Raw genomic sequence first — 16,615 nt, 5'->3', positions numbered from 1 at the left:
TAATGGTTTTATCTGGCAGACAAATCAAGGCATGGGAGCTCGGAACATGGGAGCATATAAGCTTATACGTTCCATTCGATAACACCCATTACGCTGTTGTGGTTGCCAAATGAAAACACCGGAGAAAATATGTTAATACCCAGTATCGACCTTATGGATGGCAAAGCCGTTCAACTGGAACAAGGTGACAAAAAGATCATTGAACGTACAGACGTTTTTGAATTGTTGGAACAATTCGCCCTATATGGTGAAGTGGCAATCATTGATTTGGACGCCGCCATGGGCAAGGGCTCAAACCAGACATTGATTGAAAAAATGTTGCGTCAAAGGCCCTGTCGCGTCGGCGGCGGCATACGTGATTTGGCAACCGCAAAAAGCTATTTGGCAGCCGGCGCCACCAAGATCATTCTTGGCACTTCTGCCAGTCAAGATTGGGTCAAAAAATTACCGCGCCAAGCACTGATTTTTGCCATCGATGCCAAAGATGATTATTTGACTACCCACGGGTGGCAAAAAACCCAAGATGTGAAAGTTTTGGACATCATTGCGGATTGGGCAGAAAACTGTGGCGAGTTTCTTTATACCCAAGTTAAAAAAGAAGGCATGATGCAAGGCATAGACCAACCACGCATCAGCGATGTGATCAAGGCATCGCCGATTCCAGTGACGGTGGCCGGTGGCATCACCCATTATGAGGATTTGCAATGGATCAATGCCCAGGGTGCCAATTCACAAATTGGTATGGCCATCTACTCAGGCCACATGTCATTGAACCAAGCCTTTATGTCATTGGTTGATTTCAATAAAACCGCCTTGGTACCGACCGTGGTGCAAGATGCCAAGACGCACAAAGTATTGATGATGGCGTATTCATCCAAAGCATCTTTGGAACATGCCCTAAAGACACGCACTGGTAGCTATTTTTCACGTTCACGCCAACAACTGTGGACCAAGGGTGAAACCAGCAACAACACCCAAAAACTGGTTCAAGTGGATGTCGACTGTGATGGCGACACCCTGTTGTTTTTGGTTGAACAGCAAAACAACGCCTGTCATTTTGAGCGATATTCTTGTTTTGCCAGCCAGACCAAAAATTATTCCTTGGACTATTTGGACGAAGTCTTTGAAGCCAGAATCAATTCGCCAGAAGGCCAATCTTTCACCCAAGCATTGTTCGCCAGCGAAGCTTTACAAATAGAAAAACTGAAAGAAGAATGCGATGAGTTGATTGAAGCCACTGACCACAACCACGTGCGCTGGGAAGCGGCTGATTTGTTGTTCTTCACGCTGGTGATGGCCAAAGCCAAAGGCGTCAGTATTCAAGAAATTGTCAACGATTTGCGGAGCCGCAACAATGAACGTTAACTACAGTCTGGTCAAAGATTACCAGCGACCTGCTTTTAAAGACCAGAGCAAAATTGAAGACACGGTGGCCAAAATATTGCACAAAATCAAAGTCCATGGTGACCAAGCAGTACAGGCCATCAGCCAAGAAATAGACCAACAACAAGCTTAGTACATTGATTTATTACCATTTGATGATTATGCCATTGATCAAGGGCTTAAAGATGCGATTAAAAGTGCCTATCGTCGCATCCAAAAATATTGCCAATTTCAAATCAAAGATTTAAAAAATGACCAATTCAGTGATGAAATGGGTGATTTTGGGTTTGTATATCAACCGATTGAACGCATCGGCGCCTACATACCTGGCGGTCAATTTCCATTGATTTCAACGGCCTTGATGACTTTGGTCCCAGCCAAGGTGGCCGGTTGTCCGGTCAGGGTGGCTTGTTCGCCATCTGACCACCCTGCTTTGTTAGCGGCTGCCAGTTTGGCCGGTGCAACGCAATTTTTACACATTGGTGGTGCCCAAGCCATTGGTGCCTTGTCCTACGGTTTTGCACAAACAGCACCCGTGAATATGATCGTCGGACCAGGCAATGCCTACGTCAATCAAGCCAAAGCTCAGGTACAACACCGCACCCAAATTGACACTTTGGCGGGTCCCAGTGAATTGTTAATCTATGCCAACCAGATCAAACACCCCGAATGGTTGATGTATGATGCACTGGCCCAAGCTGAGCATGACGCCAATGCCATCAGCCTTGTGGTCAGTGAATCAACCGCACTGTTAGACAAGCTTTACACCTTGTTGGCTGATCATGACAAGGGTAAAGCTTTACTGGCCAATGACAACATCGTGCTGTTGTTGTCAGATGACCAAAAACAATCGTTGTCATTCATTAATGATTACGCACCTGAACATTTGATGGTTTGTGATGAGTCGATGAAAACGGCTTTGTTCACCAATTATGGTTCGCTGTTTATTGGCGAGAACTCTGCGGTGGCCTTTGGCGATTATTGTGCAGGTCCTAACCACACTTTACCAACAGCAGGATCGGCCAAATTTTCAGGTGGTTTGAGTGTGCACCAATTTTTAAAAGTCTTATCAACGCAAAAAATCAACAACACGGGCCGAGGTGTATTGGCCAATATTTCGGCCAAATTGGCCGCTGCAGAAGGATTGATTTATCACCAAAAAAGCGCCGAGATCAGGAAGTAGGTAAAACGTGTCTGCCTGATCTGGCACCAAGTTTGGCCTTTGGCCTATTGACGTATAGAAAGAAGAGGAGAGAGAGTAAAGATTTCTATACAACAATGGGTCAAGGGTCCTTTTATTAACGCATTGGCTTTTGAAAAGTTACTTTTCAAATCGCCAGCCGGTGGTCGATTCAGTGAGCTGAGCTGATTATTTATGTCATTGATGTGACGTATTTCCTGTTCTTTTCGATGGTTTGATTTAAAATGTTTGTATTGTGTTTAAGTCATCAACCCAAGTCATTATTATTATTCTGTTGTTCAACTCAATGAGCCAAGCACAGACTTTGCCCGTGCATGATCCAATTGATGTGTTGATAGTATCTGATGAAGTCAATCCACATGGTCTAGGCGATGCTGACTTGATGCAACCGGGCGATTTGTCTTCGGCCTTGAACAGTGCGGCCACCTTAAACACCAACACCATCACTGAGGTAGCCACCAATGACATTGAACAAGCTACGGCTTTGTTGAGTCTCGCAAGCAGTGATGCCAACCGCCCAGAAGTGTTGATCTATTTTGCGCATCGCATCCCCAACAATGGCAACAATGCCAGCGGCCGCCAAGCGGCTTTTGTCTCTGCTGTTGAACAATTTCTACAGACCGGTGGCGGGGTTATTTCCTTTCATCACGGTATCTACATGACCACAGGTAAACAGGCCATACAAGACCTGCTTGGGTCTGAAGCCACTGGCGCAGTACCCTGGGACACCGTCAATGGTCAAGATGTGATATTCGTGGGTGGTGATCATTTTATAGGCAGCCATCAAATCAACTATACCGGCACCACCACTTACGATAACCCCAGTCATGGCATTGCTTTGAATAATTACCCGTATTTCAACAACACACCGGATGAACGTTACCCACAAATGGACTTCAATTTGGGCGCCACAAGTTGTGACATTGAAAACTTGTTTGAAAGCAATTACCCAGACAATGGCAATCAGCACCTGCTCGGCTACACCTTACAATGCCCAGATTGGTTGTCAAAAGTGGTGGTGTATCAACCCGGTGAATACCAACCCAATGCCACCACAGGCAATAATTTTCAAATCCTGCTTAATGCCATTTACCATGTCACTGCATACCGATGGGATGTGATTTTTACCGCTGGTTTTGAAACCAATTAAACACCGTCAGATTTAAATTTCAATCAATCAAATCCATCCTTAAAAATAGGCGCTTCCTTGGTATAAACACTTTTGTGTGAACCCAGGTAAGTTGACTCACTGCTGGCTGCGTGATTCAATCCATCAGTCACTACATTTTTGCCAAATTGCCCCAAGTCCCAAGGCATTTGGTTGCGATTATCTGCCACCATTTGTTGCCGTTCAATAAACACATCATTGCTTCCATTATAATCAGGGTTAAAAGTGTATTGATAAATGCGTCCTTTATAGTCCTCACTCAACGGCGCACCGACTAAAAATTCAGTGGTGCCAAAATAGGCATCACCATTGGCCGAGACCGACGTGCCAAAATTTTCACCGGCACCGCCAACAATCACAGTGGGCTGAAACTTTTGAATCAAGTTACCATTTGACCAGACATAGGCGGCGCCTAATCGTCGACCGGACAGGTCTTCCTCAAAGGGTGCCCCAGCATAGATATAAACGTTGTCGTTGAATTGTTTGGCCACATCAACATCGAAACCAAAGCGCGCACCACGGGTGGTTTGTGTTGCCCTGATGGTGGAGCAGCAGCTCCATGTCTGAGTGATTCCTGAACGAACATACACATAAACCGCACCCGTATCCACACCCTCATTACCCAATGCAGAATTGTCAGCAAACGGGGCTCCTGCCACCACATATATCCCATCAGTCGCCACCGACGCAGCGAATTGATCATTGGTGCCTAAGTTGTCTAAAGTAACCAAGCCTTGAATGGGCTCTTGTTCCCAGGGTAAACCACCTGACCTTTTATAAATGGTGGCATCACCAGTCGCACGGGTGCCACCGTTGGGGTTGTTTGGGTCTACATAGCGGACAGCCGACTTGTCGCCAATAACCAAAACCCATAAGTAGGTACTGATGTCCTCGACATAATCGTAATTCAAAGCCAAAGAAGATCCATAGTCTCTGGAGAATGTATCTCCAGTGAATTTGACTTCATAAGTGATGGGCTGATTTTCAAGCATTTGAAAGCCATACACCGCCCCCCTGTCACTGCCTGTATCGTCATCACCCAAAGCACTGACCATGATCCAAACCTCACCAGTATCATGCAATCGTTCAATCGCCACCGCCGAGCCAAATTCATCAAAATTATCGGCCTCATCTGCATACAAGGTATCAAACAATTGCCATTGACCTTGTGAATTTTCATACACATGAACCGCACCGCCATCAATCGCCTGATCATCATTCTCAGGATCACCAATAACCATCCAGTTGTCCAGTACATCGATGGCATCACCGAAACCAGTGTAAGTCAAAGGATTGGGGCTGGCAGCATGAACCCATTGTTCAGTGGCATGCACAGGGGTTATTAGGATTAAAAACAGCACAAAGAAGTGAGTTCGCATGGGATTTTTCCAATTTTACTTACCCATACATGCGAAAAAACTGGCCTGATAACGCCAGTTTTTTCATGTTAATTACTGATTCAAAACCCACCGCCACCCATAAAAAGGAAAGCCAATAGGGTCGGCGGGCTACTTAACTCGCTTACCGTGTTTGAATACCATGTCCACACGTTGCAACAGATTCATGTAACGCAACACATCGCCTTTGACCGCGATGATGTCGGCATACTTACCAGGAGTGATGGTGCCCACTTGATCAGACACTTTCATCATCACCGACGGCCAATAGGTGGCACCACGGATGGTGTCCATGGGTGACACACCCATTTCACGCACCCATATATCCATTTCGTTCCAAGTTGATTGGCTGTGGAATTTCAACGGTATGCCACTGTCGGTCCCAACCATCAACACCACACCGGCATCAATCAATTGTTGGAATTTACGTTTCAAAGTGGGTTTACGCTTGCTGGTGATTTGATAGTACGGTAACTGGTCTGGGTGTTGGATGGAACCCTTGATGTCATCAATGATGTCTTGTGGCATGTCTAAATGCCAACTGTCATTGTCTAATTTTTCGGTGTTGTTTTTCACATAATCATAATTGAACAAACCTTCCACTGTCGGCGTCCAAAACAAAGGGCCGATGTTCATTTGTGCCGCCCGCTCACGCAAGCCAGCTATCACGGCTGGTGGGTATTCAGGTGCGGTCGATAAACCAGTGTGTTCAAAATTATCCACACCTGCTTTTAATCCCAACAAAATTTCTTCAGGGCGATGGGCATGGGCCACCACTGGGATGTTGTTTTTATGCGCTTCATCTACCACCGCCATCAATTCGGCTTCACTCATCTGATCTTGATCGATCAACTTGATCACATCGACCCCAGCATCTGCCAACTTTTTCACTTTGGCCCGTGCGTCTTTGGCTCCATCTACGCCCCAACGATACAGCTCAGTTCCAGGGTATGGTTTTTTCTGTATAAAAGGTCCTGAAACATACATGGTTGGGCCAGGTATGTCACCACGATTGATGGCGTCACGGACATTGATGATGGTTTCCAGCGGTGCACCCAAATCACGGGCAGAGGTCACACCTGCCATCAGTAGTTGGTGGGCCGATGCCGGCATGATTTCCTTTTCAAACCTGGGTGGATAGGTGCTGTGCCAATGCTTGTAGTCGGCATGACCATTGATTTGTAAATGCACGTGCATGTCCCATAAACCGGGTAGCACCGTCATGCCTTCAGTGGAAATGATTTCCGCATCTTGAGGAATCTCTATCTGCCCTTTTTGGCCGACTGCAACAATTTTGTCGTCACGAATAATGACCACAGAGTTTTGAATGGGATGGTCCTTAAATCCATCAATCAACATGCCGCCAACCAAAGCTTTGACGTTCTCTGCCTGCGCCGTAAATTGGCACATCAACACGATAATTATTAAACTTATTTTTTTCATTTCATTCCTCATTTAATTAATTCATTAGCAAAAATATTCATGGGTTTTCCCCACCTTCTGGCCCGTAAAAAATAACCCACGTGGCGAAATCATCACTGAATTGTTCGAATCGATGTTCAGTGCCAGCAGGAACAAACAACACTTCACCGGCTTCAAAGGGATGACGACTGGCGCCGTTAACAAACCAACCCGAGCCTGAAACCACCACATACAGCTCATCTCGGTTGTGTGGCTGTTGTAAATCGACATTGACCGGTTGATACATTTCGACAACCAGTGAGCCATGTTTGAACAGTTCAACAAAGACTTGGTCGTGATTTTTTAGCGCTGATAATGCAGCATTTGGGGTGAGGCGATTTTTCATTCAACTGAATGAAGCAATAAATGGCGACTGTAACCTTTGTCACAAACACCTGTATTTTTAATAGGATTTTCAGGCTCCATTGCATACCTCTGATCGGAGTGGAAGAGTAATCATAGCATTTTCATCAATCTGTGTTTATCATTGTTTAAAGTTGTCTGACAGGCTTTCGTCAAAAACAGCTGGTGGAGGCTGTTTTTATTGTGCATCAATCTATTCAAGAGGCATCGACAACACTTTGTGAAATTATTTGAAGTTATTATAAATTGAACCCTGTTAAAACCATATTACCTTCGCTGTTGCTTGCCATGGGTGCTGTTTTGGTCTATTTCTTTTTTTCGAAATTACCTTTGCCACTACAACAAGCCCTGCCCTTGTTGCCGTACATCTTGTTCACTGCGGTTATTTTGATGGCGTTTTATTACAACTTAAGTGGATTGTTTTATTTCAGCCTCGCCTGTTTTTTGGCTTGGGTGCTGCTTGATCATTCACTGCTATTGAATGCCCAAGCGATGAACATCGCCTTCATCGGGATCCTGCTGGTGGTCGTGTTAATTGGCGTGTTGGCGGAAAAAGGTTTGATGACCTATTCCGCTTGGTTGTCACATACCTTGGTTGGTATGGTTGCAGCGACCAGTTACGGATTATGGGTTCGACAACCAACGTGGTTAGCTGCTTGGTTGCACCCACACATTTTACCCAGCAGTTGGTTTGAATCGACACCATTGGGGCAAAGCACTTGGCTCTTATTGTTGTTTGCTTTTGCGGTACTGATTTTAATTTTTACCATCCAACAAAAAAGACAAGCGTTCAATGCCATCGTCACCTTGATGGTGTTGGCGTTGTCATTCCATTTCAAACACAATACATTGGCATTGAGCTTAACGGCTGTCGCTGGTTTTATGACATTGTTATTCAGCGCCTTACAAAAGTCCTGGCATTTGGCATATGTGGATGAACTCACGGCCTTACCGGGCCGACGTGCACTGGAGGAAAGACTGCAACGCAGCTTGGGAATTTATGCTTTGGCCATGGTAGATATCGATCACTTCAAAAAATTCAACGACAATTATGGACATGACGTGGGAGATGATGTGTTGCGCATGATTGCAGCCAAAATTGGCCAAGTCAGTGGGGGCGGTAAGGCCTATCGGTATGGCGGTGAAGAATTTACCGTGGTATTCAGCAACCACAGCGCCGATGAAATCAAAACCCACTTACAGGCTTTGATAGAAAATGTGGCTGCAACCCCGTTTGTGGTCAATCGGCGCAAAAATCAAAAACCCAAGGGCGTTCAAGTCACCATCTCGATTGGCTTGACTGATTCTATTCACAAAGCCAATGCACAACAAACCATCAAAGTGGCTGATGAGGCCTTGTATCAAGCCAAGAAAAAAGGACGTAATCGTTTACAAATAAAAGCATAAAAACCCAAACCCAGTGGGTCAAAGTGTTTCCAATTGAGAAGGAAAAGCCCAAAACCAGCACAAATCATTTAAAATGTCCTGTATCAATTCAATCAAAATAGATTCGATGTCACCTGAGTTTCTGGAGTTTTTAACGTGCGATACCTACTATTATTCATAATCACCTTGTCAGCATCTGCCCAACCTGAATCGCAGCCGAGCGTTCCAGTAACGACTCAACCCTTGACAGCTGTCTTGATTGAACGCCGCCTCACTGCCAATGCCGAAGTCATGTCAGTGAACAACACCCAACTTTCCTCTGAATTAACCGCAGTGGTCAGTGAATTGCATGTTGATGTCGGTGATGAGGTTAAACAAGGTGACTTGTTATTGACCATGGATGTCCTTGATTTGAACTTACAATTGGACCAAGCCAAAGCCAACAGTCAGGCGGCACAAGCCAGATTACAGCAAGCTGAGTTGCGCCTGAAAAGGGCCAATGAATTAAAGCAAAGCCAATACATTTCCGCCGATGACTTACTCGGTCGAGAAACCGATGTGGCGGTCTTGCGCGCTGAATTGTTGCGCTTAAAAGTGGCCGAAAAAATTGCCACGCGTCAATTGGATAAAGCGCAAATCACCGCACCCTTTGATGGCGTGGTTACCAACCGACAAGCCCAACAAGGACAATTATTGACATTGGGTTCGCCCATCATGCATTTGGTCCAACTTTCTGACAAACAAATTCATGCCAATATCCCAAACCATTTAAGCCGTCAATTGGCCACCGCAGATCGCATTGTATTCAGCCAAAACAACCAGGAAATCCCCGTTGAATTGATCCAATTATCACCAGTGATTGAACAACAATCGTCATTACAAACCGCTCGTTTTAAACCATTGGCTGAAGTGCTTGTCGGCCAAACAGGACAGTTGGTGTGGTATTTGAAGGGACAATTACTGTCTGCCGATTTGGTGGTTAAACGGGCAGGTCAATTAGGCGTTTTTATTGTCAACGACAAGCAAGCCAAATTCATGCCTTTACCCAATGCACAAGAAGGCCGGCCTGTGCCGATGAGCGTAACACCCGATTGGCAAGTGATCATTGGCGGGCGAGAACGTTTACAGGATGGTCAAGCCATCAAGCTTAAGTGAGGACATCCCTATGTTATCCAGATTGCTGACCAACCACCCATTAGTCAATATCCTGTTCACTGTGGTGGTGGCGATGGGTTTGATGTCTTACTTCATCATGCCCAGGGAGCAAGACCCTGAGATTAATTTTTATTGGGTTAACATCAGCACGGTGTTACCTGGAGCTTCTGCCGAAGATGTTGAAAAACTGGTCACTTCTCCACTAGAGGATTCGATTAAGAACGTCCAAGACATCAGTTTCACCAATTCCACTTCGCGTGAATCAATTTCCAATATTTTGGTAAGATTCAGAGACATTGGTGAACGAAACTTTGACAAACGAATCAATGACCTGAGGCGTGAAATTCAAAACAAAGCCTCTGCTGAATTACCTGATGATGCCGATGATCCTTTAATCATTGAATTGACTACATCCAATGGGTTTCCAACTGCACTGGTGGTGGTTACCGGCCAAGCCGATGATGAAGTGCTGCGTTCCCAAGCACGCAAAGTCAAAGAAGATTTAGAGGGCCTGCGAGGTGTTGATCAAGTGACACCGTCTGGTTTACATGATCCGGAACTGCATGTTGAGTTTGATCCTGATCAACTCGCAGCCCATGGTTTGAATGCAGCACAGCTGGCAGAAACTGTGCGCGGCGCATTTCGTGATGTGTCTGCCGGCAGTGCCAAAGTGGCCGGCAATGAATGGTTGGTTCGAGTTTCAGGCACCACCGACAATCCTGATTTAGTGGCACAAATTCAATTACCTGCCGTGGGTGGTTCAGCAGTTACTTTAGACAGTCTTGCTTCCATTGCACGTGGTCGAGAAGATGCCTCTCAGCTGGCAGCCTACCAAGGCAAACCAGCCGTATCAATGGCGGTGACCAAAGTGTCTATGGTCAATACTTTGCAATTGGTTGATCGCATCAATGCTTATATTGATGAAAAAAATAAACAAGTGTCTGACCTGGGCATTCAACTGATTTTGGCTGATGACCAAACCATCCAAACTCGGTCAGCCCTCGCCATCATGCAAACCAATGCTGGATTGGGACTGATTTTGGTGCTGTTTGTTTGTTGGTTGTTTTTGGGCTTTAAAATTGCCTTTTTTGTGACCTTGGGTATTGTGTTTTCCATCACGGGTACTTTGTGGATTTTGAACATGACCGGCAACACCTTAAATGTTTCGGTACTATTGGGCATAGTGATTGTCTTGGGCATGTTGGTTGATGATGCTGTGGTGGTGGTCGAAGCCATTTTTTACCGCATGCAACGCGGGGCCGATGCACTAACGGCCGCTTTGGAATCACTGCGTGAAGTCGGCGCGCCAGTGACCGCGGGGGTGTTAACCACCATGGCCGCTTTTTTGCCTCTGATGTTATTGCCTGGCATATTAGGTGCCTTCATGTTCGTCATTCCGTTTGTGGTAACCCTGGGCTTGGCCATCAGCTTGATTGAAGCTTTTTGGATTTTGCCATCGCATGTGATTGGCAGTGAAGAAAGTACACAACGCCAAAAACCGATCAAGATTCGCAGCCGCTTTAACCCCGTTAAATACATCCTTTCAGGCCTCAGCATCGCGACCAAACCCACTAAAAAAATAATGGCCCGTGGCTCCAATCGAATGCAGTCTTGGCGCCATGGATGGACCCGTAAATTGCGCACAAAATACACCCAAGCTTTGTGTTTTATGTTGCGCAGACCTTATGTCATTATTGTGTTTGGCATCCTGTGTTTCTTCGGCGCCATCAACATCATGCAATCAGGCAAAGTCCGCAGTGAATTTTTTACTTTTGATCCTTTCAGGTTGTTTTATGTCAATGTAGATATGCCATCCAATACACCCTTGGAACAAACTTTGGCACAAACCATTGAAGTCGAAAAACGCCTGCGACAATTCGTCGAAGCGGATGAAGTCCGAGCCATCACTTCTTTGGCTGGGATTAAGTTCACCGAAATTGAAATCTTGGTCGGTGATCAATACGGTCAGATTCAAGTTTCCTTGATGCCCAAAACCGGCGACATGCGTTCGGTGTCAAGCGTGGTTGAAGCGATGCGCGAGACCTTGGTCAATACGCCCGGCGATGGCATTGTTTCCTTCTTGGAAATTTCGGGTGGACCGCCGGCAGGCAAGCCTGTCAGTGTCAAAGTGCGCAGTGACGATTTTGTTGAATTGCGTGCAGCGGCCGATGCAGTGAAACATATCGTTGAAACACAACAAGGTTCACGCGATGTGGCTGACAATGATGTTCCCGGCCGCTCAGAACTGGTGCTTGAATTGAACCATCAAAACATCCGCAATTTGGGACTGGATCCAGCCACCGCTTCGCGCTTATTGCGCTTGCATTTAGACGGTGAAATTGTCGCCTTGATGCGCGATGAAGGCGAAAAAGTCGAAATGCGAGTACGAGCGAAAAAACGCAACCTGCAAGCCATTGATGAAATCATGAATGATCCAGTGGCATTGCCCAACGGTGGACAGACAACTCTAGGCCACTTGTTTACCCAAACCACCGGCCAAGGCCGCAGTACCATCAAGCATTATAATCTGCGTCGCGCCATCACAGTCGAAGCAGAAATCAACCCTGAACTTACTGACACCCCAACAATCAATGCCGACATCGTGGCGGCTTGGGATCAAATCAAAAACCAATACCCCAACACCGACTTGGATTTTTCAGGTGAGTTGGATGACGTCAATGAAAGCCTGGGTGCCATGGGTGCCTTGTTCCTGTTAGGTTTGGGCTTGATTTATTTGATTTTGGCCACTCAGTTACGCAGTTACTTCCAGCCCTTCCTCATATTGGTGACTGTACCGATGGCCTTTACCGGCGTGGTGTTTGGTTTATTCGCCACCAACAACCCCCTGAGTTTATACACCTTGTATGGCATCATTGCTTTGACAGGAATCGCGGTTAACGGCGCCATAGTACTGATTGATGCCGCCAATGAGCGAATCAAAAACGGTAAGCGACCCTTACATGCAACCATTTATGCTGCCCGCCGGCGTGTGGTACCAATCATCATGACCACCACCACAACCATTGCTGGGCTGTTTTCATTGGCCGCAGGCCTGGGGGGCAAATCCTTACTGTGGGGACCAGTGGCTTCGTCAATAGTTTTCGGACTGGCCTTCTCATCATTGTTGACCCTGTTTATGGTCCCGGTATTGTACCGACAGTTTATGAAACACCATTAAAACTTGTGGATCATACTTGTTTTCACCTGTTTGACCCCTAATTCAAATTGGCTTACTTAGCTGCCAATAAACCGGCAGATATCAAACCCTGATAGCGGTGTACAAATGTGGCCGCTCGCCAATTCTGTTCACTATAAACAAACACCGGATCATCACCATAGGCTTCCAGCAAATCACTGAATACATAAAATAAATCATTGGTTGGCTTCGTCAGCGACACGCTGACTTGTACAAAAGTCATGCCCAAGGCTTCGGCATGGATTTTCTCAACCAAATGTAATCCCGTGCTCAAAACTATGATGTGTTTAAATCCAGCGTCTTTGAGGTGTTGGTACTGGTGCAGTTCTGGGGTAGCAGCACTTGCCAGTTGGTCTGACACCATCTGGAATTGGTTAATCTGCTGCATGGATTGAAGCATTTCCTCGTTATTGAAGTCCATGGCTATGGCCCAACTGGTTGCCGACAAAGTGGCAAGTATTAGACTGATTATTTTCATGTCTATTCTCCTTTAATAAGCTGGCTTATTGAAAACGTAATTGATAAGTGTGTGGGGCCATGCCGTATTTTCGTTTAAAGCTGCGCCTGAACACATCAGCCGATGCATAGCCAACCATGGACGCTGCGGTATCCACAGCAGTGTCTTTTTTGGCCAAATAAATTTTGGCCTGTTCCAACTTGATGTGCTCAATGTATTTACTGGCACTCATGTGAAAATGTGTTTTGATCAATCGATTCAAATGTCGTTCACTGACATGTACTTTGCTGGCCAATTCGTTGACAGTGGTGTGCTCACTGTAATGACCCATCAACCAGCGGTTGATCCGATCTATGTGGGTGTTGTTGGTCGATTGAAATTTCAAGGGTTCTGAAAATTGTGATTCATGACCAGATCGTTTTAAATAAGTGATCAAGTCCTTGGCCACGAAAGTCGCCACATCAACCCCACAGTCTTCTTCTATTAAATGCAAAGCCAAATCTATGCCACTGAGGATCCCAGCTACTGAATAAAAATTGTCTTGTTGAATAAACAATCGATCAGGACAAACCTTTAAGTGCGGGTGTTGAATTTTCAATCGATCGACGAAACTCCAATGTGTCACCACCTCTTTATCCATTAAAAACGGGTGCTCGGCAATCATGAATAGACCCGTGCATACCGCCACAATGCGATCAATGGTTTGATAATTGTTATCAAACCACTGCTGGTATGGCTTGATGATTTCAGGAATTCTGGCACCGCGACCACCTGGAATCACCAGGGTGTTGATCTCTGGTTCTTCACCAAGCAAATAATCACTGCTGATTTTCAAATGCGATTCACTGACAAAGTTGTCATGTTCACTCACTATGAAAGTGTTGTAATGATTGGTCTCAAGAACCCTGTTGGCATTGTTATAAGCCTCAAGCGGGCCAATGAGGTCCATCAGCTCGATTTGATCAAAGCCTAAAAATGCAATGTTGTGGTCACGAATCTCTGTCATGCATTCAGTATAGTTGAAATCCAGCAATGGCCGTTATGACAACAACACGACAAATTCGGACTTTTGGGTTTCTGACCAAAAAACGTGAGTGGACAAGTATCAGGTTAACCTGTAGGAGGGTTTAATCGCACATGTCCACCACGTTTTATCGAGCTTAACTCAAGTGATGTGATCACTTGATGACAACACCACGACAATTAAGGACATTTAATGAATGCTCTTGGGGATTCATGATTTGACTTTCCAGGTTGGTGAGTCGAACTTAGCTACATTTCTCCTTGAAAACGCAATTGGTAAGTGTGTGGCGCAATGCCATATTTGCGTTTGAAGCTGCGTCGAAAAGCATCTGATGAGGCATAACCAACCATAGAAGCTGTGGCATCCACAGCGGTGTTTTGTTTGGCCAAATACACTTTCGATTGTTCCAGTTTGATGTGCTCAATGTATTTACTGGCACTCATGTTGAAATGGCCTTGGATCACCCGATTTAAATGCCGTTCACTGATGTGCACATTTTCAGCCAGTTGACTGACCGTAATTGGATCGCTGTAATGATCAATCAACCAACGATTGATGCGGTCAATGTGGGAGTTGTTGGTTGACTGAAATTTCAACGGTTCAGAGAATTGTGACTGGTGTCCAGATCGTTTTAAATAAGTGATCAAGTGCTTAGCCACGTATGTAGCCACGTCCACCCCATGATCAGCTTCAATTAAATTTAAGGCCAAATCAATGCCAGTGAGGACGCCAGCTGAAGAATGAAATTTGCCTTGTTTGATAAATAAGCGATTATGGTTTACATCCAAATGCGGGAAGGTCTTTTGCAGCAAATCTGCCAACGACCAATGAGTCACCACTTCCTTGCCATTCAAGTAAGGGTGGTTGCCCAATAAAAACACACCACTACACACTGAAATCACCCTGCTTGCTGATTCAAATTGTTCATTGATCCATGAAATACAGCGGTTGGCAATGGCTGGAATTCTGGTCCCCCTGCCTCCAGTAACCACCAAAGTGTCGATGTTCATTGCTTCGCTGAATTTGTGGTCAGAGCAGACCCTGACACCCGACTCACTGACAAAAGTATCGTATTCACTGACAATAAATGTATGGTAAGGAGTGGATTTGATCACCCGATTAGCACACTTAAATGCTTCCAATGGCCCAAAGATGTCCAACAGTTGAATTTGGTCATAACCGACAAATGCCACATTGTGTGATGATGGGTTGTGCATGATTTTAAGTATATCTCAAAATCCGATTGTCTGATAAGACAATAAGACGACATTTTAGGACATTGCGACAGATAAAGCTTAAATTCCTGGAATACATCAAGCCCACAACATTAGAATGTAAGCGCGCCCATTCAATCGATTAAACTATAATCAAAACATGAAACTTTACTATACCCCCAAATCACATTTTGCTCGAAAAAATCGAATCTTGATTGATGCCTTGTCTTTGGAGGTTGAATTGGTTGATGCAGGTAACGTCGCTGACAGCACACCTGAAATTTTTGCCAACAACCCATTGATGAAAGTGCCAACCTTAGTGGATGGCCATCAGGTGATTTATGAATCAGATCACATTGCTGCCTATTTGGTCCGTAAATTTGATCCAACAGACAGTTATCAAGTGTTAACCAATGATGTCAATCAACTGAATCTACGGGCGGTGATGAATGGCGTGATGACAGCAGAAGTGGAGCTGATCATGGCTGAAAGAAGCGGTATCAACACCCAACATCTCAAGCGCTTCGATAAACTCAGGGCCACTGTGACTCAAGGCATGAACTGGCTTGAAAACCAGGCTGATTTATTCCCACAACAACCCTCATATGCTGGTTTTCATTTAATCTGTTTATGGGATCATTTATTGCTGTACCAGATGTTTCAACTCAAGCACCCGCATCTTCAGCAACACATAGAAAAACTCTCAGGGTTTGACTGTGTGGTGAAGAGTACGCCATTATAATTGCGCCGTTCACCACCATTCCAAGGTAAAATCTATATACTTTTTATCAAATGGGTACATTATGGAATACGCAGTTATTGTTTTGGTTTTGGTCTTACTTCAATATTCATTCATTTCATTTATGGTTGGTAAGGCGCGTGGCACTTATAACATCAACGCACCTGCTGTTTCTGGCGATGAAATGTTCGAACGCTATTACAGAGTCCAACAAAACACATTGGAACAGCTCATTGTATTTGTGCCTGGCATGTTGTTATTTACACATTATGTCCACGCATTAACGGCTGCTGGTTTGGGTCTGGTGTTTTTCATCGGTCGCATGATTTATTACAAAGCCTATATTGCTGACCCCAAATCCAGAGGACTTGGCTTTACCTTAAGTTTTGTTGCTGCTCATGTATTGGTCATCGGTGGATTGGTTGGTGCTGTGCTTAATTTAATCTGAAATTAAGTCTGTACACATTTTAA

Annotated in this window: 15 protein-coding genes; 9 read left to right on the top strand and 6 right to left on the bottom strand. The window is 45.2% G+C overall.

Translation table 11 applies throughout. The annotated features are described in order from the left end of the window. Window positions 1-129 precede the first annotated feature (129 nt). The 4 genes from hisI (at window position 130) to CCS90_RS04145 (ending at window position 3,734) form a co-directional block, all read left to right on the top strand. The gene (gene hisI, locus CCS90_RS04155) at window positions 130-1,365 is read left to right on the top strand and encodes a phosphoribosyl-AMP cyclohydrolase (RefSeq protein ID WP_099018229.1); all 1,236 of its coding nucleotides are present in this window, start codon (window positions 130-132) and stop codon (window positions 1,363-1,365) included. Further along, entirely contained in the window at window positions 1,355-1,516 is a 162-nt protein-coding gene (locus CCS90_RS14915; protein ID WP_180236490.1) for a hypothetical protein, read from the top strand. Before hisI ends, CCS90_RS14915 begins: the two co-directional genes overlap by 11 nt. A gap of 3 nt (window positions 1,517-1,519) precedes the next feature. After that, window positions 1,520-2,566, top strand: coding sequence for a histidinol dehydrogenase (gene hisD, locus CCS90_RS04150; protein WP_099018228.1), 1,047 nt, complete (start codon window positions 1,520-1,522; stop codon window positions 2,564-2,566). A 304-nt stretch (window positions 2,567-2,870) separates the two neighbouring features. Continuing rightward, on the top strand, window positions 2,871-3,734 hold the full coding sequence (locus CCS90_RS04145) for a hypothetical protein (RefSeq protein ID WP_099018227.1): 864 nt from the start codon (window positions 2,871-2,873) through the stop codon (window positions 3,732-3,734). Between the two features lie 23 nt (window positions 3,735-3,757). Here the strand turns inward: CCS90_RS04145 and CCS90_RS04140 are convergent, their stop codons facing one another. The 3 genes from CCS90_RS04140 to CCS90_RS04130 all read right to left on the bottom strand — a co-directional run bounded on the left by CCS90_RS04140 (window position 3,758) and on the right by CCS90_RS04130 (window position 6,956). Further along, window positions 3,758-5,131, bottom strand: coding sequence for a hypothetical protein (locus CCS90_RS04140; protein WP_099018226.1), 1,374 nt, complete (start codon window positions 5,129-5,131; stop codon window positions 3,758-3,760). Between the two features lie 129 nt (window positions 5,132-5,260). Then, complete coding sequence (locus CCS90_RS04135) at window positions 5,261-6,592, bottom strand: amidohydrolase family protein (RefSeq protein ID WP_099018225.1); 1,332 nt, start codon at window positions 6,590-6,592, stop codon at window positions 5,261-5,263. A gap of 37 nt (window positions 6,593-6,629) precedes the next feature. Then, on the bottom strand, window positions 6,630-6,956 hold the full coding sequence (locus CCS90_RS04130; RefSeq protein ID WP_099018224.1) for a cupin domain-containing protein: 327 nt from the start codon (window positions 6,954-6,956) through the stop codon (window positions 6,630-6,632). Window positions 6,957-7,219: 263 nt separating this feature from the next. Here CCS90_RS04130 and CCS90_RS04125 point away from each other — a divergent pair, with 263 nt between their 5' ends. The 3 genes from CCS90_RS04125 to CCS90_RS04115 all read left to right on the top strand — a co-directional run bounded on the left by CCS90_RS04125 (window position 7,220) and on the right by CCS90_RS04115 (window position 12,692). Then, on the top strand, window positions 7,220-8,380 hold the full coding sequence (locus tag CCS90_RS04125) for a GGDEF domain-containing protein (protein ID WP_099018223.1): 1,161 nt from the start codon (window positions 7,220-7,222) through the stop codon (window positions 8,378-8,380). Between the two features lie 135 nt (window positions 8,381-8,515). Beyond that, window positions 8,516-9,514 carry an efflux RND transporter periplasmic adaptor subunit gene (locus CCS90_RS04120; protein WP_099018222.1) on the top strand — a complete coding sequence of 333 codons (999 nt, stop codon included), beginning with the start codon at window positions 8,516-8,518 and terminating at the stop codon, window positions 9,512-9,514. A 10-nt stretch (window positions 9,515-9,524) separates the two neighbouring features. Beyond that, on the top strand, window positions 9,525-12,692 hold the full coding sequence (locus tag CCS90_RS04115) for an efflux RND transporter permease subunit (protein WP_099018221.1): 3,168 nt from the start codon (window positions 9,525-9,527) through the stop codon (window positions 12,690-12,692). A 52-nt stretch (window positions 12,693-12,744) separates the two neighbouring features. Here the strand turns inward: CCS90_RS04115 and CCS90_RS04110 are convergent, their stop codons facing one another. The 3 genes from CCS90_RS04110 to CCS90_RS04100 form a co-directional block, all read right to left on the bottom strand. Further along, window positions 12,745-13,188 carry a protein-tyrosine phosphatase family protein gene (locus CCS90_RS04110; RefSeq protein WP_099018220.1) on the bottom strand — a complete coding sequence of 148 codons (444 nt, stop codon included), beginning with the start codon at window positions 13,186-13,188 and terminating at the stop codon, window positions 12,745-12,747. Window positions 13,189-13,213: 25 nt separating this feature from the next. After that, on the bottom strand, window positions 13,214-14,173 hold the full coding sequence (locus CCS90_RS04105) for a GlxA family transcriptional regulator (RefSeq protein WP_099018219.1): 960 nt from the start codon (window positions 14,171-14,173) through the stop codon (window positions 13,214-13,216). Between the two features lie 266 nt (window positions 14,174-14,439). Further along, on the bottom strand, window positions 14,440-15,408 hold the full coding sequence (locus tag CCS90_RS04100; protein ID WP_099018218.1) for a GlxA family transcriptional regulator: 969 nt from the start codon (window positions 15,406-15,408) through the stop codon (window positions 14,440-14,442). A gap of 157 nt (window positions 15,409-15,565) precedes the next feature. On the opposite strand from CCS90_RS04100, the gene CCS90_RS04095 reads away from it, so the two are divergent. Both CCS90_RS04095 and CCS90_RS04090 read left to right on the top strand, forming a co-directional pair. Then, window positions 15,566-16,147, top strand: coding sequence for a glutathione S-transferase family protein (locus tag CCS90_RS04095; RefSeq protein ID WP_099018217.1), 582 nt, complete (start codon window positions 15,566-15,568; stop codon window positions 16,145-16,147). 61 nt (window positions 16,148-16,208) lie between these two features. Beyond that, a complete protein-coding gene (locus CCS90_RS04090; protein WP_099018216.1) occupies window positions 16,209-16,592 on the top strand; it encodes an MAPEG family protein in 384 nt (127 codons plus the stop codon). The last annotated feature ends 23 nt before the right edge of the window (window positions 16,593-16,615 follow it).

Source organism: Marinicella litoralis, from assembly GCF_002591915.1.
Classification (GTDB): domain Bacteria; phylum Pseudomonadota; class Gammaproteobacteria; order Xanthomonadales; family Marinicellaceae; genus Marinicella; species Marinicella litoralis.
This window is presented reverse-complemented; position numbering and strand designations above follow the sequence as displayed.